Annotated in this window: 22 protein-coding genes and 1 pseudogene; 9 read left to right on the plus strand and 14 right to left on the minus strand. The window is 37.8% G+C overall.

Translation table 11 applies throughout. The features are described 5' to 3' along the window. The 4 genes and pseudogenes from ACIQ32_RS04985 to ACIQ32_RS05000 form a co-directional block, all read right to left on the minus strand. Nucleotides 1–131: pseudogene (locus tag ACIQ32_RS04985) on the minus strand (glycine C-acetyltransferase); the annotation flags it as partial. A gap of 107 nt (nt 132–238) precedes the next feature. Then, entirely contained in the window at nt 239–3,391 is a 3,153-nt protein-coding gene (locus ACIQ32_RS04990; protein ID WP_396194591.1) for a UvrD-helicase domain-containing protein, read from the minus strand. A gap of 25 nt (nt 3,392–3,416) precedes the next feature. After that, entirely contained in the window at nt 3,417–3,695 is a 279-nt protein-coding gene (locus tag ACIQ32_RS04995; protein WP_396194593.1) for a hypothetical protein, read from the minus strand. Beyond that, entirely contained in the window at nt 3,692–4,207 is a 516-nt protein-coding gene (locus ACIQ32_RS05000) for a GNAT family N-acetyltransferase (protein WP_396194594.1), read from the minus strand. The genes ACIQ32_RS04995 and ACIQ32_RS05000 overlap by 4 nt, the downstream gene beginning before the upstream one ends. 107 nt (nt 4,208–4,314) lie before the next feature. On the opposite strand from ACIQ32_RS05000, the gene ACIQ32_RS05005 reads away from it, so the two are divergent. Both ACIQ32_RS05005 and ACIQ32_RS05010 read left to right on the plus strand, forming a co-directional pair. Then, nucleotides 4,315–5,544: an MFS transporter gene (locus ACIQ32_RS05005; protein ID WP_396194596.1), complete on the plus strand. Its 1,230-nt coding sequence runs from the start codon at nt 4,315–4,317 to the stop codon at nt 5,542–5,544. Nucleotides 5,545–5,623: 79 nt separating this feature from the next. Next, entirely contained in the window at nt 5,624–6,232 is a 609-nt protein-coding gene (locus tag ACIQ32_RS05010) for a superoxide dismutase (protein WP_396194597.1), read from the plus strand. Nucleotides 6,233–6,672: 440 nt separating this feature from the next. On the opposite strand, the gene ACIQ32_RS05015 is transcribed toward ACIQ32_RS05010, so the two are convergent. The 4 genes from ACIQ32_RS05015 to ACIQ32_RS05030 all read right to left on the minus strand — a co-directional run bounded on the left by ACIQ32_RS05015 (nt 6,673) and on the right by ACIQ32_RS05030 (nt 10,707). After that, nucleotides 6,673–8,571 carry an amidophosphoribosyltransferase gene (locus ACIQ32_RS05015; protein ID WP_396194598.1) on the minus strand — a complete coding sequence of 633 codons (1,899 nt, stop codon included), beginning with the start codon at nt 8,569–8,571 and terminating at the stop codon, nt 6,673–6,675. Between the two features lie 76 nt (nt 8,572–8,647). Further along, nucleotides 8,648–9,574, minus strand: coding sequence for a PfkB family carbohydrate kinase (locus tag ACIQ32_RS05020; protein WP_396194599.1), 927 nt, complete (start codon nt 9,572–9,574; stop codon nt 8,648–8,650). A 67-nt stretch (nt 9,575–9,641) separates the two neighbouring features. Then, nucleotides 9,642–10,121: a ribonuclease HI gene (gene rnhA, locus ACIQ32_RS05025; RefSeq protein WP_396194600.1), complete on the minus strand. Its 480-nt coding sequence runs from the start codon at nt 10,119–10,121 to the stop codon at nt 9,642–9,644. A gap of 16 nt (nt 10,122–10,137) precedes the next feature. Continuing rightward, a complete protein-coding gene (locus ACIQ32_RS05030) occupies nt 10,138–10,707 on the minus strand; it encodes a phosphoribosylglycinamide formyltransferase (protein ID WP_396194602.1) in 570 nt (189 codons plus the stop codon). Nucleotides 10,708–10,884: 177 nt separating this feature from the next. Between ACIQ32_RS05030 and ACIQ32_RS05035 the strand changes: the two genes are divergently transcribed. The 6 genes from ACIQ32_RS05035 (at nt 10,885) to ACIQ32_RS05060 (ending at nt 16,148) form a co-directional block, all read left to right on the plus strand. After that, nucleotides 10,885–11,121, plus strand: coding sequence for an acyl carrier protein (locus tag ACIQ32_RS05035; protein ID WP_007137004.1), 237 nt, complete (start codon nt 10,885–10,887; stop codon nt 11,119–11,121). Between the two features lie 178 nt (nt 11,122–11,299). Continuing rightward, the gene (gene fabF, locus ACIQ32_RS05040; RefSeq protein WP_396194603.1) at nt 11,300–12,553 is read left to right on the plus strand and encodes a beta-ketoacyl-ACP synthase II; all 1,254 of its coding nucleotides are present in this window, start codon (nt 11,300–11,302) and stop codon (nt 12,551–12,553) included. Nucleotides 12,554–12,560: 7 nt separating this feature from the next. After that, entirely contained in the window at nt 12,561–13,304 is a 744-nt protein-coding gene (rnc, locus tag ACIQ32_RS05045) for a ribonuclease III (protein ID WP_396194604.1), read from the plus strand. 115 nt (nt 13,305–13,419) lie between these two features. After that, nucleotides 13,420–13,905 (plus strand): IPExxxVDY family protein, encoded by a 486-nt coding sequence (locus ACIQ32_RS05050; RefSeq protein ID WP_396194605.1) that lies wholly within the window; start codon nt 13,420–13,422, stop codon nt 13,903–13,905. A 5-nt stretch (nt 13,906–13,910) separates the two neighbouring features. Next, nucleotides 13,911–15,341, plus strand: coding sequence for a pyruvate kinase (gene pyk / locus ACIQ32_RS05055; protein WP_396194606.1), 1,431 nt, complete (start codon nt 13,911–13,913; stop codon nt 15,339–15,341). Nucleotides 15,342–15,383: 42 nt separating this feature from the next. Then, entirely contained in the window at nt 15,384–16,148 is a 765-nt protein-coding gene (locus tag ACIQ32_RS05060) for a Bax inhibitor-1/YccA family protein (protein WP_396194607.1), read from the plus strand. A gap of 62 nt (nt 16,149–16,210) precedes the next feature. On the opposite strand, the gene dinB is transcribed toward ACIQ32_RS05060, so the two are convergent. Together dinB and ACIQ32_RS05070 are read right to left on the minus strand one after the other, a co-directional pair. Beyond that, entirely contained in the window at nt 16,211–17,293 is a 1,083-nt protein-coding gene (dinB, locus tag ACIQ32_RS05065; protein ID WP_396194608.1) for a DNA polymerase IV, read from the minus strand. Nucleotide 17,294: 1 nt separating this feature from the next. After that, on the minus strand, nt 17,295–19,322 hold the full coding sequence (locus ACIQ32_RS05070; protein WP_396194609.1) for a recombinase: 2,028 nt from the start codon (nt 19,320–19,322) through the stop codon (nt 17,295–17,297). Nucleotides 19,323–19,411: 89 nt separating this feature from the next. Between ACIQ32_RS05070 and ACIQ32_RS05075 the strand changes: the two genes are divergently transcribed. Then, entirely contained in the window at nt 19,412–19,879 is a 468-nt protein-coding gene (locus ACIQ32_RS05075) for a CYTH domain-containing protein (protein WP_396194610.1), read from the plus strand. Here the strand turns inward: ACIQ32_RS05075 and ACIQ32_RS05080 are convergent, their stop codons facing one another. The 4 genes from ACIQ32_RS05080 to ACIQ32_RS05095 form a co-directional block, all read right to left on the minus strand. Continuing rightward, nucleotides 19,880–20,464: a septal ring lytic transglycosylase RlpA family protein gene (locus tag ACIQ32_RS05080; RefSeq protein WP_396194611.1), complete on the minus strand. Its 585-nt coding sequence runs from the start codon at nt 20,462–20,464 to the stop codon at nt 19,880–19,882. An 83-nt stretch (nt 20,465–20,547) separates the two neighbouring features. Beyond that, nucleotides 20,548–20,970 carry a hypothetical protein gene (locus ACIQ32_RS05085; protein ID WP_396194612.1) on the minus strand — a complete coding sequence of 141 codons (423 nt, stop codon included), beginning with the start codon at nt 20,968–20,970 and terminating at the stop codon, nt 20,548–20,550. A gap of 83 nt (nt 20,971–21,053) precedes the next feature. After that, entirely contained in the window at nt 21,054–22,697 is a 1,644-nt protein-coding gene (gene pgi / locus ACIQ32_RS05090) for a glucose-6-phosphate isomerase (protein WP_396194613.1), read from the minus strand. Between the two features lie 94 nt (nt 22,698–22,791). Continuing rightward, a complete protein-coding gene (locus ACIQ32_RS05095) occupies nt 22,792–24,033 on the minus strand; it encodes a peptidoglycan DD-metalloendopeptidase family protein (protein ID WP_396194614.1) in 1,242 nt (413 codons plus the stop codon).

A 24,033-nucleotide genomic window follows, 5' to 3' on the forward strand; every position in this document is an offset into this window, starting at 1 on the left:
AAAACTGTTTTGCCGTTTACTGTAATTTCAGCGCCTTGTGGCGAAGTGATGATGCGTTCTCTTTTGAAAATACCGTTTTGTTCAATGGTATTGAGTTCATTTTGTAGGTGTTGTTGAATTTTTCCGTACATGTTGTAGTTTATGAATTTTAGTTTGTGTTTGATGTTTAGCTGTTAGCTGTTAGCTGTTAGCTGTTAGCTGTTAGCTGTTAGCTGTTAGCTGTTAGCTGTAATTGAGATTACAAATTTACTATTTCCAAACTTTCCCCAATGTAAACCAAGGCTTTTTTAGTCACTTTAAATCCCATCTTTTCAATAGCGTTCTGATAGTTTTCCAATTGTGCGATGTATTTCGCTTGGTGTGTACCGGTTTTGTAGTCGAGTAAAAAGATTTCGTGGTTGCTGTTGATAACCATCCTGTCGGGCTTTACAAGCCTGCCTTCTTTTTGAATGATGGTTTTTTCGTTTAAAATTTTGTTGCCATTGGCGAAATAAGATAACAAATCGGGATGATTGACCACTTGATTTAGGGTTTGCGCTACTTCTTCTTTCTGTGAAACGATTATCAATCCGTTTTCAATGGCTTTGATTAGGGCCAAATCAATGTCGTCTTTGGTTTTAACGAAAGACAAAATTTCGTGCAGGATGTTACCGAATTCAATCGCTTTCTGTTGATGCGTATTCCACATCAAACTTTCTTTTTGGGCTATTTTGATGTTTTTCGGATTCAATGTGGCTGACAATTGCGGAATGGTTTCGGTTTCGTTTATGATTTCTTTGGTCACCGATAACTTTTCGGCTTTGCCAAAGGAATAGTCGAATTTATTTTCGTCAAAACCTTTGTCTTCTAGGAATTTGATAAAAAACGTCGCCATGTTATTGGGATATTCACCCGAAGTTTTGCCACGACTTTGCATGCCCGAGATAATGTACAATTGTTCTTCGGCACGCGTTAGCGCCACATACAACACGTTGATATTGTCGAGCAATTCTTCCTGTTTTTTTTGTTGGTAAACCAAAGAAGCTTCTTCGCCATAACCTTCCACTTTGCTGCTTTTGTCGACTAATGCTTTTGGCAAGCCGGTAATTGCTTCCTCGGCGTTAAGCCACATTTTTTCCCGCGGCCCTTTGCTGTAATCTTCTTCGGCAAAAGGAAAAATGACCACTGGGAATTCCAGCCCTTTTGATTTGTGAATCGTCATAATGCGCACGGCATCGTTTCCTTCCGGCGATGGAATGCTGAGTTTCTCTGAATGGTTGTCCCAATAAGAAAGAAAATCCGAAATCCCGGCTTGTTTTTTCAAATCGTGTTCCAAAATCAAATCCAGGAAAAACTGTATATAAGCATTGCGTTTGTCCATCGGAATCACTTTGGCAATGATGATTTCAGTGGCTTCGTAAAGCGATTTTTTGCGGATATTTTGGAACGAGAAATCGATATTAAAACCAATCAACCATTGTTGAAAACGAGTTTCGGCTTTTTGTTCCATGCCTTGCGCGATGAAATCGTGGGTTTCCAATTGGTTTTGTTGCGAAGCCAAAAAGTAAAGAAAATGGGCTTTGGCTACTAAATCGCTGTTGTTTTTCAAATATCGCAAAATGTGAATTACGCCTTGAACTTCAGAAGAGGCACCAAGCAGCAAACTTTCGGAAGATATAATCGGGACACCGTTTTCAGTTAAATAATTGGCGACTAGAGTACCGTGTGCTTTCTTTCGAGTTAGAATAACAATGTCTTTGTAACGGAAACCGTTTTGTTTTACTTTTTCAATGGTAGACAAAGTGGCTTGCAAATACAATTCGTTTTTCTCCGGACTTTCTTCTTCGTCAAAAGCGACTTTTTCGACTTTGGGCACAAAAGAAATATTGACATAACCGCCGGTTTTTGTATTGAATTGTTGATGGCTATGGTTTTGGTACAAATCTTTGTAATCTTCATGGACAAACTCACCACTCAAAAAGTGAAAGAATTTATTATTGAAGTCGATGATTTCAGTATAACTTCTCCAATTGGTTCCTAAAGAGAAAAGCTTTTTATCCGGATTGACAAACGGATTTTGGTCTTTACTGAGTTCGATAAATTGCTCGGCTTTTCCGCCACGCCAACGGTAAATGGATTGTTTCGGATCGCCTACAATCATTAGTGAACCTCGATCGCCATTCAAGTCTTCGCTCGAAAGGGCATTGTCAATCAGCGGAATCAAATTCTGCCATTGCATTTCAGACGTGTCCTGGAATTCATCGATAAAGAAATTTCTATATTTTTCACCCAAACGTTCGTAAATAAAAGGCGCCGGTTGGTTTTGGATTTGGTCGTAAATGAGTTTGTTAAATTCTGCTATCGACAGTATATTTTGTTCTTTTTGGATTTTGCCCAATTCATTACTAACCGTATTCAGCAAAGAAAGCGGCGTGATGTTTTTGAGAAACGCTTCGTAGAAATTTTTCTTTTCGAATTTTTTATAAATCGAAGCCAACATTTCGAGTAAATCGGGAATGATGCTTTCGATGATAGTTCGGTCAGAAGCCGTTTTGTTGATTTTGATATCGTCGAATTCGTGATAGGTTTTGTTATTCGGATTGAATTTTTTGTCTCTGATGTTAGCCAAATGATTCGGAAAATGTCCGGCAGAAAAAGATTTAATATCGATGCCGTTATTTTCGATAAAAAGTAGAGCTTCTGTTGCCAATTCTATTGTTTCAGCTTCAATTTGCACACAAAGCTCGGTAAGTTTGTTTTTGATTTCGATGAACTCTGCAATGGTTTTATTTTGGAAATGCGTGATTTCTTCGCGGTTGTTTTCGTTTAGAATCAACTTTCCCGTTTCCATAATTTCGCGTGAAATGTCCCAAGATTTGTCGTCGTCGGTTTTTTCCATCGTAAAATCGACCAGCAAGTTGGTTAAGGTTTCATCGTTTCCGGCTTCGGCAATAATGGCGTCTACAGCTTCGGTTAATAGTATTTCGGTATCCAAGGACACTTCAAAAGTAATCGGCAAGTTCAAATCGTGGGCAAATACGCGAATGACTTTGTGCGTAAATTTGTCAATGGTAGAAATGTCAAAAGAAGCGTAATTGTGAATTAGGTTTTTGATGATGCTTTTAGCTTTCTCGGTAATCGTGGCCAAAGATAATCCGGTTTCCGTTTGGATGTCTTGCATCAACTGCTGCGCTTTGTCCGATGGTTTTTCTTTGGCAAATTCCGATAAACTTTCGACCACGCGGCTTTTCATTTCGTGAACGGCTTTGTTGGTAAACGTAATCGCCAAAATATTGCGGTAAGCATCTGGTTTTTTGGACAAAAGAATAATCTTGAGGTATTCTTTAACCAAAGTGTAAGTTTTGCCCGAACCGGCCGAAGCGTCGTAAATGGAGAAAGCGGTTTTTTGCATTATTGTACTTTAATAGATAAAATTATTAATCATCATAATATTTTCCAGCGAGCTTTTCATTATCATCAAAACGAAAAACATATCGGTGTCCAAGACCGTTTTCGCTATCATAAAATAGAACCAGACCATTGCTTTTGATACTACTGTCAGGTTTTCCCCAAATCTTTTCATGATTTGTGAGGGCTACACCTAATTGTTCTGCGCCAAACCTTTTTTCTTGTTGACTGAAACGTTGGTATTTCCAGACTGCAAATGCTACGAATATGACCATTAGTATAGAAAAAACATCATTAGCCTTTCTCATTTTTCAATCAAATAAACAAAATTCAACTTTGCGTCTTCGCCATAATATTCCACTTCAAATTCGTCGACTTTGATGGCGCCGATTTTGGCTATGGCTTTTTGCGACCTAATATTGAATGCGCCGATATGGAAATAGACTTTATCGACTTGTTGAAAGGCATAATCGAGCATGATTTTTTTTAAGGATTTGTTGTAACCGTTGCCCCAAAATTTGCGTCCGATAAAAGTGTAGCCGATTAAAACAGCGTTCTCCTTTTCGTCATAATCATAAAACCGACTGCAGCCAACCACTTCATTGGTTTTGCTGTCGCGAATTAAAAAAGCGCCTTTAGACAATATTGCGCCTTCAAAATAATTTTGAAAAACAGGTCTTTGGAATCTCAATCTGTTAGGATGTTGTTCCCAAACCAACGGATCAGAAGCTACTTCGTACAATGCTTCGAAATCAGTTTCCCGCAAAGGAATTAGTTTAATAAGCTCGTTTTCAAGAGTATTAGGCTGCCAATCAAACATGGGAAACTATAGTTTTTATTTATGCTACTAATGTAATTAATTAATTCTTTATTAAGAAAAAGGAATTTTTCAATGCTTAATTTTGTAACACTTATAAATTTATTGCTTTGAAAAGAAACGAAGTTATTTTGGTAGCGCTCATGGCGTTGCTCAATTTCACCCACATACTCGATTTCATGATCATGATGCCTTTGGGCAATATTTTGATGCCCAAATGGAATTTGACCACTTCAGAGTTTTCCATTATTGTATCCAGTTACTCTTTGGCAGCATTTGTTAGTAGCTTTTTTGCTATTTTCTTTGCCGATAAATTCGATCGAAAAAAACTCTTGCTTTTTGGTTATTCCGGATTTTTAATCGGAACTTTTGCTTGTGCGTTTGCTTTCGGAACCTATTCAATGATTTTGGCCAGAACTTTTACAGGCTTGTTTGGCGGATTAATTAGTGCTCAAATTTTGAGTATTATAGCCGATGTGATTCCTTATGAGCGCCGTGGCAGAGCGATGGGTTTGTTGATGGGCGGATTTGCTTTGGCTTCTGTAATTGGAGTACCTTTCGGATTGTTTTTGGCTAACAAATACGACTGGCATTATCCGTTTTTAGTCGTAGCTACTTTTGGGGTATTGTTATTGCCGTTTTTATTTCGATTTGTGCCCAATGTTAAGTCGCATCTTGCCAATCCGATAAAATTAAAAGAGCGTATTTCTAATTTCTATGCTATTTTTAGCAACCAAGTACAAATTACAGCCTTGCTCTTTAGTTTTTTATTGGTTACCGGTCATTTTATCATAGTGCCATTGATTAATCCGTATTTGGTTTACAATGTTGGTGTACCTCAACAATACACGCCTTTGATTTATTTGGTTGGCGGAATCTGTTCGTTGATTTCAGCCCAGATTATAGGAAAGTTAGCAGACAGCTACGGAAAAAGAACAGTATTTGTTTGGGCTGCTATAGTTTCAATAGTTTTTGTGGTTTTGATTACCAATATGCCTCATTGGCAACTTTTTATTGTATTGGGTGTTTTTGGATTTTGGTTTAGTTCAGCCACCGGAAGAACTGTTCCCGGACAAGCCATGATTACTCAGGCAGTGACTAGTCAAACCCGAGGCAGTTTTATGAGTTTGAATTCGTGTGTGCAATCACTCGGAACCGGATTTGCTTCTTTAATGAGCGGTTGGATTACTTACAGCGATGCTAAGTTTTCTATTCATAATTACAACTATTTAGGCTACATCAGTATAAGCTTGATTTTATTATGCATTTTATTGTCTTATCAATTGGAACGAAAACTAAGTTTCTTAGACGGCTTAATTTTTTATTGCAATGATCAATGATGTGTGAATATTATAACTAAAAAACAATATATAATTTATAAATTTGGAACTCGAATATTAATCTTAAAACTTAGTAACCATGGCTTTTGAATTACCGCAATTACCTTATGCATACGATGCTTTAGAACCACATATTGATGCCAGAACAATGGAAATCCACCATTCAAAACATCATAACGCTTATGTAACCAATTTGAATGCAGCCATAGCAGGTACAGATATGGAAGGCAAAACTATTGAAAACATCCTCATTAATTTAGACATGACCAATATGGCAGTTCGCAACAATGGCGGCGGTCATTACAACCACAACTTGTTTTGGAAAGTAATGTCACCTAATGGTGGCGGAAAACCAACAGGTGAGTTAGCGGAAGCTATTGATGCTGCTTTTGGCTCTTTTGAAGAGTTTAAGGCCCAGTTTGCTAAAGCCGGTGCTACAAGATTCGGTTCCGGTTGGGCTTGGCTTTGTGTTCATAAAGGAGGAAAACTTGAAGTGTGTTCTACGCCAAACCAAGACAATCCGTTAATGCCTGATACAGCTTGCGGAGGTTTCCCTATTTTAGGAATGGATGTTTGGGAACATGCTTATTATTTGCATTACCAAAATCGACGTCCGGATTATATTGAAGCCTTTTTTAATGTAGTCAATTGGACAGAAGTAGCTCGTTTGTTCGCTACAGAAAAATAAAATCAAAATAATTTTTTTGATGTTTCAGAAGCCGATTTCGTGGGTTAAGCGAAATCGGTTTTTTTATTTGGAAAAGAGATAAAAAATAAACAGGCGGAATTGCTTCCACCTGTTTGCCCCAAATCTACCATAATCTTAACCTACACTAAATACTATGGTAGCGCAAATCTAATAACATAGAAATTAATATTGTTCTTTTTTTTGGAAATTATATTGGAATGATAGGCAAATGTGAGTGAAAACTGCTTTTTTGATGACAATCAAACAATTATAAAATAAAAAAGGTGAAGTAAAACTTCACCCTTTTTGCCCCAAATCTACCATAAACTTAACCTACTAATGCTATGGTAAAGTCAAATGTAAGTAGATTAATATTCTGAAAACAAAAAATTCGGACGAACTGCAACAAAAATCGTTTAATGGCAAAAAATGTTAAAATTTTAGTAAGCACGAGCATCTTTTCCTTCATAAAAATTCATGAATGCCCTGTTAACCACGCGGTTACCGCCAGGAGTAGGATAGTCGCCGGTGAAGTACCAATCGCCTAAGTTTTTAGGACAAGCCAAGTGCAAATTGTTTACGGATTGAAAAATAATTTTGACTTCAGCTTTAATGTCTTGCGGATGTAACAGTTCCGCTATTTTGTTCGAAATTTCGGTATCGGAAAAAGGTGCGTAAATTTCGGTTACAAAATTCACCACCTCGGCATCTTTTAATTTTTCTTGGGCTTTACATTTTTTGTAAACCTCTTCCACGATCTGATATTGATTGTTTTCTTTTAATAATTCGATGGCGGCTTGGAATGCGATTAAACCTTCTAGTTTGGCCATGTCAATACCATAACAATCGGGATAGCGAATTTGCGGGGCAGATGAAACCACTACTATGCGTTTTGGATTCAATCGGTCCATCATTTTGAGGATACTTTTTTTCAAAGTGGTACCGCGAACAATACTGTCGTCAATAATGACCAAATTGTCTGTTGGTTTGATTACGCCATAAGTTACATCGTAAACGTGCGCTACCAAATCGTCCCGACTGCTGTCTTCGGTGATGAAGGTTCGGAGTTTGGCATCTTTAATGGCAATTTTTTCGGTCCTGATTTTTACCGACAGTATCTCCTCCAATTTTTCTTTGGTCAGCGTTTTGCGGTTGTCTAATATGAATTGGTTTTTTCTTTGGTTTAAAAAATCATTGGCCGCTTCTACCATTCCATAGAAAGAAGTTTCGGCGGTATTCGGAATAAAGGAGAAAACCGTATTGTCAGTATCGTTGTCAATGGCTTCTAAAACAGCCGGTAAAATTAATTTCCCCAATTCTTTTCGCTCTTGATAAATTTCGGCATCGCTACCTCTGGAAAAATAGATTCGTTCAAATGAACAAGCCTTTTTAACGCTTGGAGCGATAATTTCCTGTTGCGAAACGCTTCCGTTTTTTTTGATGATTAAAGCATGTCCGGGTTGTAATTCTTGTACTTTTTCAAAAGGTACGTTGAAAGACGTTTGAATTACCGGTCTTTCGGAAGCAACCACCACAATTTCGTCATCTTCATAAAAATATGCCGGTCGAATTCCCGCCGGATCACGGAATACAAAACTGTCGCCGTGACCTAACAATCCGGCCATGGCATAACCGCCGTCCCAACCTTTAGAAGCGCGTTTGAGTATTTTGGCGATGTCTAATTTTTCGGCTATAACCGGAGATGCTTCTCTTTTAGACAAGCCGTTGTTTTTACATTCTTGGTACAAATCGGTTACTTCATCATCCAAGAAATGACCAATTTTTTCCATAACGGTCACGGTATCTGCCAGTTCTTTCGGATGCTGTCCCAATTCGACCAAACTATTGAACAATTCGGTCACATTGGTCATGTTGAAGTTTCCGGCTACAATCAAATTTCGATGCATCCAATTGTTTTGTCTCAAGAACGGATGTACGCTTTCTATGCTGTTTTTTCCGAATGTTCCGTAGCGAACGTGTCCTAAAAACAATTCTCCAATGTAAGGAAGGTTTTCTTTTTGCAAAGCAACATTGTCTTGGTATTCCGGATGTTGCTCCAATTCTTCGTTAATACGATCATTAATTTGGGCAAAAATATCTTGTATGGGTTGGCCTTTATTTGATCGAACCCTGCTAATGTAACGTTCGCCCGGTTCTACATCAAACTTGATAGAAGCAAAACCGGCACCGTCTTGACCGCGGTTGTGTTGCTTTTCCATCAGCAAATACATTTTTTGTATGCCGTAAAAGGCCGAACCATATTTTTCTTTGTAAAAAGCTAATGGTTTTTTTAATCGTAAAAGGGCAATTCCACATTCGTGTTTAATGGCGTCGCTCATAGTGTGTTGTGTTGTTGTAAGTTGTGTGTTATTGGGTGTTTAAAACAAAAATGCCCCGAAATTTCGAGGCATAAAGTTATTGTAAATCTATTTCAAATTGTGTTAAAGCTTTGAATTGTTTCAAGCGCTCGTTCACTTCTTCCTTGGTTAGTTCGAGCATTCTTTCGGTTCCGAATTTCTCCACACAGAAAGACGCTAAGTTGGAACCTTGAATGATAGCGGTTTTCATGGTTTCGAAAGAGACATCGCCCTGTTGGGTGATAAAGCCTGCAAAGCCACCGGCAAATGTATCACCGGCACCGGTTGGATCAAATACATCCGCCAAAGGTAAAGCCGGAGCAAAGAAAATGTGTTCGTTGTGGAAAATCAAAGCGCCATGTTCTCCTTTTTTAATCACTACATATTTAGGTCCCATGGTATGGATTTTCGCGGCTGCTTTTACTAAAGAATATTCACCCGACAACTGACGCGCTTCTTCATCGTTAATAGTAATAACATCCACGCGTTTGATAACGTCCAGTAATTCGGGCAAGGCACAATCCATCCAAAAATTCATAGTATCTAAAACCACTAATTTTGGTTTTTGGGTCATTTGGTTTAAAACACCGGTTTGTACAATTGGGTGTAAGTTCCCCAGCATCACCACGTCGGCATCTTTAAAATGATTCGGTACAATCGGATTGAAATCGGCCAATACATTTAACTCAGTAGCTAAAGTATCTCTCGAATTCATGTCGTTGTGGTATTTACCGCTCCAGAAAAACGTTTTGCCTTCTTTTACGATTTCCAAACCTGAAATATCAATATTTCTGGCGGTTAATAAATCTAAATATTCTTGAGGAAAATCGCCGCCAACTACGGACACTATAGCCGATTGTAAGTTGAAGTGTGAAGCAGATAAACCAATAAAAGTACCGGCGCCGCCTAAAATTTTATCTGTTTTTCCGAAAGGTGTTTCAATAGCGTCGAAAGCTACCGTTCCTACTATAAGTAATTTGTTCATTCTTAGGGTTTCAAATTAAAGGCGCAAAGATACAGTTTTAGTTTAAAAGTTTAAAATGGTTTGAGGGTTAAAAAAGTTTCCCTTCTTCTCTTTCATAAAAAGCATCTACAGAAAGTGTTGGCAAGCCCGAAGCATAAACCGCCAATTCATCGCAACGTTCGTTTTGCGTATGGTTGTTGTGGCCTTTAATCCATTTGAAATCTACTTGGTGTTGGCGGTATATTTTTAAAAAACGCCTCCATAAATCCGGATTTTTTTTTCCTTTAAATTCGATTTTTTCCCAACTGAAAACCCATTTCTTTTCCACGGCATCCACTACATATTTGGAATCAGAAACCACCAGGACTTTCATGTTGGGTTGTTTGAGTTTTTCCAAACCTACAATCACAGCCAATAATTCCATGCGGTTATTGGTTGTGTGGCGAAAGCCCTCATAAAATTCTTTGCGATACGGTGTGCCAACCATTTCCATCACTACGCCGTAACCGCCGTTTCCGGGATTTCCTTTGGCAGCGCCGTCGGTGTAAATGTGAACTTGGTGTGACATTTTGGAATGTACGAAGTTAAAAGTACGAAGTTAAAAGTTTTTCGATAACCTCAGGAAAATGTTCGTGTTCCAGTTGGTGAACTTTGGCTGCTATGGCTTCCGGTGTTTTGCAATTTTCGATATTGACGGAAGTTTGGAAAATAAATTCGCCTTCATCATATTGTTCATTAACGTAATGAATGGTGATGCCGGTTTCTTTTTCTTGATTCTCCAAAATTGCTTTGTGCACGTGCATGCCATACATGCCTTTGCCGCCATATTTTGGCAACAGTGCCGGATGTATATTGATAATTTTATGAGGAAAAGCTGCAATGAGGTGTTCAGGAAACTTTAATAAAAATCCGGCCAAAACAATCAAATCGGGTTGTAATGGCTTAAGTTTTTCCAAAACCAATCCATTTTCTAAGTCGTTTTTATCAAAAACAAAAGTGGTAACCTTGTGATTTTTCGCTTTTTCCAAAACTTTGGCCTGAGGATTGTTAGCAAACACACCAACTATCGAAAGCAGAGGGTTATCTTTGAAATATCGAATAATATTCTCAGCATTGGAACCATTTCCTGAAGCGAACAGCACAATTTTTTTCATTTGTTTCGCAAAAATTTAGAGTACAAAAAAAAGAATATTTATGCTATTTAGAGGTATAAGAATGTAAGATTTTGAAATTATTTTTTTACTTTCGTAGTTATATTTAGTAACAAAAAGGTTGTTATAAAATAAAGTTTTTTATTTTTGCCAACAATTTAAATTAAAAATCTAGAAATTATGTCAGACATTGCATCAAGAGTTAAAGCGATTATTGTAGACAAATTAGGCGTTGACGAAAACGAAGTTGTAACTGAAGCTAGCTTCACCAATGATTTAGGCGCTGATTCATTAGACACTGTTGAGTTGATCATGGAGTTCGAAAAAGAATTTGATATTCAAATTCCGGACGATCAAGCAGAAAACATTGCTACTGTAGGTCAAGCTATTTCTTACATCGAAGAAGCTAAAAAATAATAAATAAATCACCCGTGAAGAATCTTTATTTTTCACGGGTTTTTATTATTTTTACTGAAAAGAATAAACTTGATTGATATTCAATCTTAAAATATTGAAATACCCTTGTCTCTTTAATGATTAAATTTGAAGAAAACATGGGTATTATTTGTTTAAATACAATTGTAAATAACACATTATGGCATTAAAGCGAGTTGTAGTAACAGGTTTGGGTGCATTAACTCCAATCGGTAATTCCATTGAAGAATATTGGAATGCACTGGTAAACGGTAAAAGCGGTGCTGCTCCAATTACCTATTATGATACTGAAAAACACAAAACTAAATTTGCCTGCGAAGTCAAAAACTTCAACATCGAGGATTTTATGGACCGCAAGGAAGCTCGCAGAATGGACAAATTTGCTCAATATGCCATTGCTGCCAGCGAAGAAGCTATCAAAGATGCCGGAATTACTAATGACAATGTAAACAAACACAGAGTCGGTGTAATTTGGGGTGCCGGAATTGGCGGATTGGAAACTTTTCAAGAAGAAGTAATGAATTATGCGGCCGGAGACGGAACACCGAGATTTAATCCTTTCTTTATTCCTAAAATGATAGCCGACATAGCACCAGCTCATATTTCGATGAGAAATGGGTTTATGGGGCCAAACTATACTACCGTTTCTGCTTGTGCGTCTTCAGCCAATGCTTTGATTGATGCTTTCAATTACATTCGATTAGGGATGTGTGATGTGATCATCTCCGGAGGTTCTGAAGCAGCAGTTACGATAGCCGGTATGGGTGGATTTAATTCTATGCAAGCTTTATCTACCAGAAACGAAAGCCCGGAAACGGCTTCAAGGCCGTTTGATGCTACTCGTGACGGATTTGTTTTAGGAGAAGGCGCCGGTGCCTTGGTTTTGGAAGAATATGAACACGCTAAAGCTCGTGGGGCTAAAATTTATTGTGAAATCGGTGGTGGCGGAATGTCATCAGATGCCTATCACTTAACCGCTCCGCATCCGGAAGGAATTGGCGTAATTGCAGTGATGGAAAACACTTTGCGCGATGCCGGGATGAAGCCTGAACAAGTTGATCACATCAACACACACGGAACTTCTACACCGCTAGGTGATGTGGCTGAATTAAAAGCCATCAGTGCTGTTTTTGGAGGTCATGCTAAAAATATCAATATCAATTCGACCAAGTCAATGACCGGACATTTGTTAGGAGCTGCCGGAGCTATTGAAGCGATTGCTTCTATCTTAGCCATGAAACACGGTATAGTGCCACCAACCATTAACCATACGGTGGTGGACGAAAATATTGATCCTTCATTAAACTTGACGCTCAACAAAGCCCAAAAAAGAGAAGTTAATGTAGCCATGAGCAATACTTTCGGTTTCGGAGGTCACAATGCTTGCGTATTGTTCAAAAAAATACAAGATTAGTCTTAGGATGAAAATTCTAAAAAATATATTTAAAAATTCCCGTTCATCATCTGAGGACGGGATTTTTTTTACTGAAATTGAAAAAGTCATAGGTTTCAAACCTCAATCCATAGTTTATTACCAAAAAGCTTTCACGCATCGCTCTACCAATAGAACCGATTTAAAAGGGAATCCGATGAATTACGAGCGATTAGAATTCTTGGGCGATGCTATGTTGAGCGCTGTAATTGCAGCTTATTTATACAATGAAGCACCGGCAGGAGACGAAGGTTATTTGACTAAAATGCGCTCTAAAATTGTGAGTCGGGAACACTTGAACGAGTTGGGAAGAGACTTGAATTTGATCCGTTTTGTAGAAAGTAAAGTACCAACCCAACATTTTGGTGAAAACATACACGGTAATATTTTTGAAGCTTTAGTAGGGGCCATTTTTCTTGACAAAGGCTATGATTTTTGCCAAAAATTTATTCAAAAATGCGTTATTGTTCCTTATGTTGACATTGCCAAATTAGAAGGAAAAGTAATTAGCTATAAAAGTCTCCTGATTGAATGGTGTCAAAAGGAAAAGAAATCTTTTCATTATGATGTTTTTGATGACAATGGCAACGATGGTCAAAAATACTTTGGTGTTAAACTAAGTATCGATAATAAAATAGTGGCCAGAGCCAGAGCAACTTCCAAAAAGAAAGCTGAAGAAAAAGCTTCCCAAAGAGCTTATTTTGCATTTCAGGAAAAAATTAACAAAAAATAATGCAGATTCTTAAAAAACTATAACGTTTTCGTTCATAAAATATCGTTAACACTATTCTTACTTGCTGAAAATCTGTCTCAGATACACTATATTTACAACTTAAATTGCAATTTTCATGTATGTTCACAAATTACATATTGCAGAGTTTGACAAGATAGATTATCAGTTGATTGCTATACATTCGCCACTAGAGGATTATCGATTGGCTTACTTTATCAACAAGCATCTGCCTATCAACCTCAAAAAATGTCAGAACAACATTCAGATTAGCAGTAAGGAAGGCGAAACTCAGTTCACCAGATTTATTTTTGAAGACCATCAGGGTATTGCTTGGAGTTTGGTTCAAAACCAAAACAATGCGATTGTTGCCACAGAGCAAAATAATCCCGGATTATTTGCTAACAGTAACAATGATTTTTCAGCCAAAATTTATTTGATACCAGAGTTTAAAAAAGTCGATTATTTTTTAAAAATAGAAAACGATGAAGCGCCTTTAGATATGCCAAAAATTGTCAACAGTCTCAAAAAAATAGATAAAGTAAGTACGGTTTATACTGTTGATGTAGAAAAGATAAAGTCAAAAAACAATTTAATTTTTTAAATATAATGCCAACAAGGAAAAAAACTAAAATTGTAGCCACATTAGGACCTGCATGTAGTTCGAAAGAAGTAATCAAAAAAATGATTGATGCCGGAGTAAACGTATTTCGTATCAATTTCTCCCATGCTGATTATGTTGATGTAAAAGAAAGGATAGATATTATCCGTGAATTGAACGATGAGTTTGGATACACCACCGCCATTTTAGCCGATTTGCAAGGACCCAAACTTCGTGTTGGAGTTATGAAGGAAGATGTAGTAGTAAATCCTGGCGATATCATTACTTTTCAAACCGCAGAAGATGTTCCCGGCACTAAAGAACGGGTGTACATGAACTATTTGTCTTTTCCGCAAGATGTTAATCCGGGAGAGCGCATTTTATTGGATGATGGAAAGTTAATCTTCGAAGCCTTAGAAACCAATGGAACTACAGAAGTAGTTTGTAAAGTTATCCAAGGCGGACCACTAAAATCTAAAAAAGGAGTAAACTTGCCACAAACCAAAGTCTCTTTACCGGCATTGACCAAAAAAGACATTAAAGATGCCATTTTTGCCATTGAAGAGAAAGTAGATTGGATAGCACTTTCGTTTGTGAGAACGCCAAAAGATTTAGAAGAATTGCAAGACTTAATTGCGAAGCATTCTAGCCATAAAATTCCTATTGTAGCCAAAATTGAAAAACCGGAAGCCGTAGAAAACATTGATAAAATTGTCGCTTTTTGTGACGGTTTAATGGTAGCCCGAGGCGACCTTGGGGTTGAAATTCCGGCACATGAAGTGCCTTTGATTCAGAAAAAATTAATTCACAGAGCTAAAACCGCTCGTATACCGGTAATTGTGGCCACACAAATGATGGAAACCATGATTACCAGTTTAACACCAACGCGTGCCGAAGTAAATGACGTAGCCAATTCGGTGATGGATGGTGCTGATGCCGTGATGTTGTCGGGCGAAACCTCGGTAGGAAACTATCCGGTAGAGGTAATTGAAAAAATGACACAAATCATTGAAGCGGTTGAAGATTCACCTTTGATTGCAGTGCCGCAAAATCCGCCTCACGTAAGAACTAAACGTTTTATCACCAAGTCTATTTGCTACCATGCGGCTACTATGGCCAATGATATCAAAGCCAAAGCCATTTCCACGCTAACCAATAGCGGTTATACAGCTTTTCAAATTTCGGCTTGGCGACCCTCAGCGCATATTTTAGTGTACACTTCTAACAAAAGAATTTTAACGCAGTTGAATTTGCTTTGGGGAGTTAATGCTTTTTACTACGATAAATTTGTCAGTACTGATGATACGGTAGGCGATGTCAATGATATTGCCAAACAAAAAGGGTTTGTAAAAAAAGGCGATATGTTAATCAACTTAGCCGCTATGCCTGTAGCTGATAAAGGAATGGTAAATACCTTGAGGGTTTCTGAAATTGAATAAATTTAGTATTTTAGCCCTAAATACTCTTTTAAAACGAACATTATGAATTCAAACAACCCGTTTTTCAAAAACAAAACTTTTTCAAATACTTCTCGTGCTAATGATGTAGTACACGAAGCCACTGTTATTGATTACAATCAAACCATGACAGTTTCGGGAACGATTAACAAAAGTTTCCTGATGTTGGTACTTTTAATTGCCAGTGCTGCGATTACTTGGATCATGACTTTCAACGGTCAAAATCCAATGGTATTAACCATCGGTGGTGCTATTGTTGGATTTGTTTTAGTTTTGATAGCTACATTTAAACCACAATATTCTGCTTTTTTAGCACCGGGTTATGCTATTTTTGAAGGACTTTTTATTGGCGGTTTATCGGCTATTTTTGAAGTAATGTATCCCGGAATTGTGATACAAGCTGTGAGTTGTACGTTTGTTACTTTCATGGTGTGTTTCGGTTTATACAAATACGGAGTGGTAAAAGTAAATGACAAATTCAGATCTGTGGTTTTGGCCGCTACTTTGGCCATCGCTACTTATTATTTGATTTCTTGGTTGTTATCGATGTTTACCAGTTTTACACCGGTTCACCACGGAAATTCAATGATTAGCATTGGAATTAGTGTATTTGTGATTGTGATAGCCGCTTTGAACTTATTCTTAGATTTTGATCAAATCGAAAAAGGAGTTCAAGAAAAGATGCCGAAATACATGGAATGGTATGGCGCTATGGGCTTAATGATTACCTTGGTTTGGTTATATGTTGAGTTTTTAAGATTGTTATCCAAATTGTCGAGCAGAGATTAAGCTCAACGATATCAAAATACAAACCAGCCTTGTTCTTTAGAATGAAGCTGGTTTTTTTATACCTAAAACTCAAACTTTAACTGCACTACAACCGTCTTTTTAATCTCTGTATTTAAGTTATTCAACGAAATCCCAAGCAATCGCACCGATTCCTTCATCCGTTCTTGAAATAAAAGCTCTTTGGCGGTCTCGAGAAGCAATCCTTTATCGGCAATAAAGTAAGGCAAGGTCTTACTTCGGGTTTGGGTCGTAAAATCGCTGTATTTGATTTTGAGGGTTACGGTTTTCCCCGAGATGTTGTATTTTTTGAGTCGGTTTTCCAATTCACCGGCGATGCGTTCCAACTTTTCCACCATAAAGATTTCCGAAGTCAGGTTTTCGTTAAAAGTATGTTCGGCGGCGACCGATTTGGCAATGCGATTGGGTTTTACCGCGCTGTTGTGAATGCCTCGAACAATATGGTAAAAATGCAAGCCGCTTTTGCTGAAATGTTCTTCTAAAAATTCCTTCGACTTTGATTTTAAATCTTTCCCGGTAAAAATGCCCAAATGGTACATTCTCTCGGTGGTAACTTTGCCAATGCCGTAGAATTTTTTGATGTCTAAATTCTCTAAAAAAGATTCCACTTCTTCCGGATTGACGGTTTTCTGACCGTTGGGTTTGTGGTAATCGCTGGCTATTTTGGCCACAAATTTATTGACTGATATTCCGGCAGAAGCTGTTAAGCCAACTTCCTCAAAAATGCGTTGTCTGATTTCCTGAGCAATTAAAGTCGCACTCGGATTACCTTTTTTGTTTTGAGTAACATCCAAATAAGCTTCGTCTAACGATAGTGGTTCAACCAAATCAGTATACTCATGAAATATCTTGCGAATCTTTTTGGAGATTTCTTTGTAGCGGTCAAATCTTGGTCGGACAAAAATCAAATCGGGACAATTTCGTTTGGCTTGAATACCGCTCATGGCACTTCTTACACCAAACTTTCGAGCTTCATAACTAGCCGCCGAAACGACGCCACGAATTTCGCTTCCGCCAACAGCCAATGGTTTTCCTTTGAGCTCGGGATTATCCATTTGTTCTACCGAAGCATAGAAGGCATCCATATCGATGTGTATGATTTTTCGATAAGTCACTTCAACTTCCATTTTATTTGTCTTTTACAGGAAAGAAAAAGGCTGTTGGGCGACTTTTGAAATACGCCCAAGTCGAACTAAATAATAATCTCAATTCAGAAAGTGGGATGTTGCGAGAACGGAAAGCCAATCCGAGCGACAAGGAAAAACTGACTATAAAATTCACAAAGCCAATCAGTCCAATTCCGATAATACCCCAAATAATTGTAGGCATGTCTACAAAAAAATCGGCTCCGAACAAACCCAAAGCCAAATTTCCGGCAGCAAAAGTAATGTGACGAATGTCGATATTCAATCCGAGAAAAATACCCAAAGAGGCGGTACTGCCCAAAAACACGCCAAACCAACCGTTAGAAACTACGCCCGGCCAATGATTTTCAAACCATTTGGCGATAGCGTTGGTTTTTACAATGCCCAAATTTTGCTTTAAAACCGGATGTTCTTTGATGCGGTAATACACCTGATTGTGTTTGTTTTTGTTAGAAACATTCCCTGATATTATGCCGGAGAGAAATAAAAACACACCTGCAATGGCGGCATGAAACAAAGCGGCTGAATGCACCGGAGATAAATCGTATAAGAGTTTAGACGACTTATCGAAAGCAATGTTATAGTTGAAAAAATAGTCAATTAACCAAATACCCAATAGCGAAACCGGAAAAGCCATAAAAACATTACCTACAAAGGCGATAAACTGGGAACGGAACAATCGTGCGAAAAGTTGGGCGAACGAACCGTGTTTGTTTTCGGAATTGGTTTGCTTTTTCATACCGCTTTCCAATGCTTTGATTAAAGTTGCTGCAGTCATGGCGGGTTGTTTGGTAGCCAAGGTGTAGCCCATCAAATAAATGGTGATAAAACCCAGAGAATAATTCAAACTGTAATAAAAAGCATGACCGAAAGCGCTGGTTTCAATCTTTGAAAACAATAATTTAATGATACACAAAATCCCTACGATAAATCCGCCACCAATGGCTGCTTTGAGCATGGCAAAATATTCGGAGCGACTTTCGGTAATGTAATGTTCTCCCGTTTTGCCTGTGTGTTGTGTGATTTCATAGGAAATCAATTGGGTACTTTCGTTAATTAATTGTCGGACATTGTTTTTTTGACAGTTGTATTTAATCAATCGAAGCAACAGTAAGATGGAATTGTTTTTTTTATCGGAAGGTTTGTTAACGACCAAAGTAGAAATCAGTACTTTCATTCGGTGTAACTGCTGACGAATGCGAAGTAAACTCTGATTCACTTTTAATGAAATTCCGAATTTCGAGCTGTTACCGAAAGCTTTATCGACGTATTCTTCGCATTGTTTGTGCAGGATAATCAGCTGTTTATAGTTTAAATCTTCGGAAACGATATAATGATTTTCTCCACTTCGGATTTTTGCTAAAATGTTGTTCAATTCGTTTTCAAAGGCTACGAACGGACTTTCCAAATCGTCGTATTCGGGAACCATTTTAATCACATCAGTTTCCATGGCTCTGCCGCTCATGCGTTGGGAAATTAAACCCATCGCATTCATTACTTCAGACAATACCGATTGTTCGGCAACCGATTCGTAGATGGTTTCTTCAGCAATAATATCAAAGAGTTGCTGTAACTCTTCAAACGGTATTCGGGCTATCCAAATAGGATCGGAACTTTTAAAAAACACTTGGTTCAAAACGAATTCCAAAGTGTCTTTCTCCGGTTGGAAAGGCAAAATTTTGGCAAACAGTCGTTTTTTGACTTCGTACTTAAAATCGGAATCTCTCAAAATTCCGGTGTCCGAAAGCATTCTGCCGAATTTTCTTTGCGAAAGTGTTTCGGCTAAATACAATTTGAACTGCGCCGTCATATCCTTATTCGCCTCTAAATAATCCAAGAGTAACTTTATCGAAACAACACTTTCTTTTTTGGGATTATCAGGACGAAAAAACTGCGCCAAATCCACCAAAAAAAGCAAACGATCATTCGAATGATAACCGTTTTGGTCAAAGTACAAGCGAAATAAATCGTCTAAATTATGAATTGGGGTTTTATGGCGGTAAAATTTCATTCCCACGAAGTTTTGGCAATTAAGATAATGGTAAAAATACAATTTTAAAGGGATAAATTTCTTAACTTGCTCCTAAATATGAGCCTGATATGATTGAAATAGAGCGTAAATTTTTAGTGCTATCCAACGATTTTATCAACGAATCTTTCTCACAAAAGCGAATAGTACAAGGCTATTTGAGTTCTAATCCTGAAAGAACCGTTCGCGTAAGGATAAAAGGGGATAAAGGTTATTTAACCATTAAGGGAAAAAGCAGTGATAACGGTACTACGCGTTTAGAATGGGAAAGAGAAATTAGTTTAACGGATGCAGAAACCTTACTGACCATTTGCGAAAACGGGATAATTGATAAAATTCGTTACGAAGTTAAAGTTGGACGTCATGTGTATGAAGTCGATATTTTTTCGGGTGAAAATGATGGTTTGGTGATGGCCGAAATCGAATTGGAAACCGAGTCGGAATCGTTTGAAAAACCGAATTGGTTAGGAGCAGAAGTGACTAATGATGAACGCTATTACAATGCTTATTTGAGTAAAAATCCGTTCAAGCTTTGGTAATTATTTGATTGGCTCAATCACTTCAATTTTTACAAACACAACTCCCGAATTTTTATTGGAAGTAATATCCATAAAAGCCCTGCGGCTTAAGTCGATTTCTCGCACTTTAGAAAACGGACCGCGGTCAGTAATTTCTACAATCACAAATTTTCCATTGGCTTCGTTAGTTACCTTTACCAAAGTCCCAAACGGTAATTTTTTATGCGCTGCGGTGTATTTATTGTTGTCAAATCGCTTTCCGCTTGCGGTTCGTCGGCCGTTGAATTTATTGTGATAATAAGAAGCATGAGCGTTCTTTTTGTAGACTTTCAGTTTTGAGTTCGGGTCAATTTGAAGCGTATCGGTTTCTTTAATTACCGGAATTTCTTTCGCTACTATAGTATCAGTTTTAGCTGTTACAACTGTTTTCGTTTTGTCTTTATTGTCTTTACTTTCCTTGGTGTCTTTAAGGTCTTTTGCTGGAGCATTTTTTTCCTTGTTTTTGTCTTGTGGTTTTTCTTTTTGTTGTGGATTTCCCCACGAAAAAGCCAGCAAGAAAAACGCGGTTACCAAGAGGAATAGATAGGATTTTATTTTAGTATTCATAAAGAATAGTTTAATTGATAAATGGGTTTTTGCAAAAACCATACCTTGATAAAAAAAGCCCCTTGCAGGACTTTAGTTATTTTCTAGAACCACAATTTCCATGGGATTCGGCTTAATATCAGCAATAATCCTAAGCCGAAAAATACGGCAATCGATTTGAATTTTGCTGTTCCGGTTTCGGCTTTTTTGTGTTTTGACCAACCTATGGTAATTAAAACGATGGCAATAATATTAATCAACGGATGTTCTAAAGAAGTTAATCGGGCGGCTGAATCTTTCATTTCTCCCAGCAAAGCGTGTCCGAGAGGGGAAATAAAATAAAGAATCAAACCAACCAACAACTGTATGTGGGCTCCGATTAATCCAAACAAAGCAATTTTTCGGTCTTTAGCAGTAAACTCTTTTTTAGAAGACATTCCCATAAAAGAATTAACAACAGCAAAAACCAATAATAATAAAGCTAAATAAGCCCAGCCTGAGTGAAATTTTTGAATGAAGTCGTACATAGTTTTTTGTTTTAGAAAAACAAATATAGAGAAAAGGCATAAAAAAACCTCACGAATTAGCGAGGTTTTAGGTTCTGTTTAAACTATTTGTTGTTCAGAAAGTATTTCAGTAAGAACTCCGTCGAGCTGTCGTGTGGTTTTACAGTCTCGGAATGAATTTCGTCTAAAATAGAGTTAGCCAACTGTTTCCCCAATTCAACACCCCATTGGTCATAACTGAAGATATTCCAAATAACACCTTGAACAAATATTTTATGTTCATAAAGTGCAATCAATGAACCCAATGATTTTGGGGTTAGTTTGTCGATTAAAAGGGTATTGGTCGGTTTGTTACCGGTAAATACTTTAAACGGTAAAAGATAATTTGCCTTGGCTCCGGTGATGTTTTGTTTTTCAAATTCGGCTTTCACCTGAGCTTCGGTTTTACCGTTGAGCAAGGCTTCGGTTTGAGCGAAGAAGTTCGACATTAATTTATTGTGATGGTCATGATTACCGTGTAAAGGTTTTATGAAGCCAATGAAATCTGTCGGAATCATTTTGGTTCCTTGGTGAATCAATTGGAAAAAAGCATGTTGAGAATTGGTTCCCGGTTCGCCCCAAATAATGGTTCCGGTTTGATAATTCACCGGTTTTCCGTCTCGACCAACACTTTTTCCGTTGCTTTCCATAATGCCTTGTTGCAAGTAGGAAGCTAACTTTTGAAGGTATTGCGTGTAAGGGATTAAAGCTTCACTTTCTGCACCAAAAAAGTTATTGTACCAAATGCTCAATAAAGCGAGAATTACGGGTATGTTTTTGTCGAAAGTTTCGTTTTTAAAATGATTATCCATGTCATGAGCACCGGATAATAATTCGTCAAAGTGATCAAATCCAACCGCTAAACTGATAGACAAACCAACGGCACTCCAAAGTGAAAATCGACCGCCTACCCAATCCCACATTGGGAAAATATTGTCAGGATCAATACCGAATTCGGTTACTTTTTGGATGTTGGTAGAAACCGCTACGAAATGATTGGCTACGTCTTCTTGCGTTGCCGATTGTAAAAACCAAGCACGAATGGTTTCCGCATTTGACAGTGTTTCTTGTGTGGTGAAAGTTTTAGAGGCGATGACAAAAAGAGTCGTCTCCGGATTGAGTTTTTTAATGATTTCGTTTACGTGATCCCCATCTACGTTGGAAACAAAGTGAACGTTGAGTTGGTTTTTGTAGAATTGTAAAGCTTCAACCACCATAGCCGGACCAAGGTCTGAACCTCCAATTCCGATGTTTACGACATCAGTAAAAGCTTTTCCGGTGAATCCTTTTCTATGTCCCGAAATTACTTCGGAAGAGAAAGCTTTGATTTTATTTTTAACCGCAAATACTTCGGGCATTACATTTTCTCCCTCTACCAAAACAGTACTGTTTTCGGTGGAACGCAAGGCAGTATGTAAAACAGCTCTGTTCTCGGTTTGGTTGATAGCTTCTCCATTGAAATACTGACTTATAGCTTCTTTTAATTGGGCTTCTTTAGCTAATTCGAGTAGTAAATTGAGCGTATCTTGGTTAAAGATGTTTTTGGAATAATCGACTAAAAAGGTATTCCATCGTATATGAAACTTCTCAGCTCTTTGACTATCGTTGGCAAACATTTCCTTCATGGAAACATTTTTGATTTGCGCATAATGTTGGGTTAGTTTTTCCCAAGCTTTGGTTGTTGTCGGATTGATTTGAGCTAATGCCATTTTTTTACATTTGATAGGCAAATTTACAAATATAGATTGGTAAAAAAAGAGGCTTTACTTTACGCTAACGTTGTAGTAAGTAAAAAAAGTAAAATTATTTTTTGAATTTGGCTTCTGCGGTGCTGTCCAATACTTTTTTAAGTGGTGTAATGACCTCTAAGAATTTTTGTTTGTATTTAGCCTCCATTGGTGTTGAGGTTGGCAATTTTAAGCGCAAAGCATCTACTTGAACGCCATTTTTCCAGAAGCGATAGCATACGTGTGGTCCGGTGGCTAAACCGGTGCTGCCTACTTTTCCGATGACTTGACCTTGGGTAACCCTTTGACCGCGACGAACCAGTATTTTGGACATGTGTAAGTATTGGGTGGAGTAAGTTCTGTCGTGTTTTACTTTAACAAAATTACCATTTCCAGTTGTATAACCGGCTTGTTCAACCACACCGGCTGCCGTAGACATGATTGGGGTTCCGGTTGGCGCTGCATAATCGGTTCCGTTGTGGGCTTTCCATCTTTTTTGCACCGGATGGAAACGACTTCGGGAATACCTGGAGGTAATATTGACGAATTTTAGAGGCGCTTTCAAGAAAAAGTTTTTCAATGTTTTTCCTTCTTCGTCATAGTACTCTTGTTTTTTTGAATTTTCATTAGGAGAAAAAGGAAAAGCATAGATTTTTTTGCCTTTGTATTCAAAGAATGAAGCTTTCAAACTGTCAACACCGTCATAAACGGTATCATTGATATAGCGTTCGGTAAAGGTTAAGCCGAATTTATCGCCTTTTTGAAGTTTAAAGAAGTCGATGGACCAAGCGTAAATTTTGGCAATTTTGGCGGCTAAAGCAGGATCCACTTTTTCGTTGGCTAAGGTTTCGGACAATGAACCGTTGAGTGCACCGGCTATAGTTCTGGTTTTAAAGGTAAGCGGTCTGGTTTTTTTAAGTGCCATAACCGAATCTCTCAAGTCAACCACATAGTAGTTCATTCTGTCGGGTTGGTAGATGAAATACTGAATTTTGTGGGTTTTATTCTTGCTTCTCAGTATGGTGTAAGGTTTCCCGATTCGAATGGTTCTGACATCAAAAGTGTCTTTTACTTGGGCAACAATATCGTAAACTTGTTTGCCGTTTAGGTTTTGTTTTTGAATTAGGCTTCCGAAAGTATCACCTGATTTTACCGTGTCGTTGACCACGTTAAAGTCGTGCAGATTAAAGCCAAAATCGATTAATTTCGGTTTTGGTTTTTCCACAACAAGGGCTTCTTCTTTTGATTGATTACAAGAAATCACCAAAGATGTGAGCACAAGAGCTGCAAAGACAATTCGAAAGATTTTTAACTTCAT

Source organism: Flavobacterium sp., assembly GCF_044373165.1.
Classification (GTDB): domain Bacteria; phylum Bacteroidota; class Bacteroidia; order Flavobacteriales; family Flavobacteriaceae; genus Flavobacterium.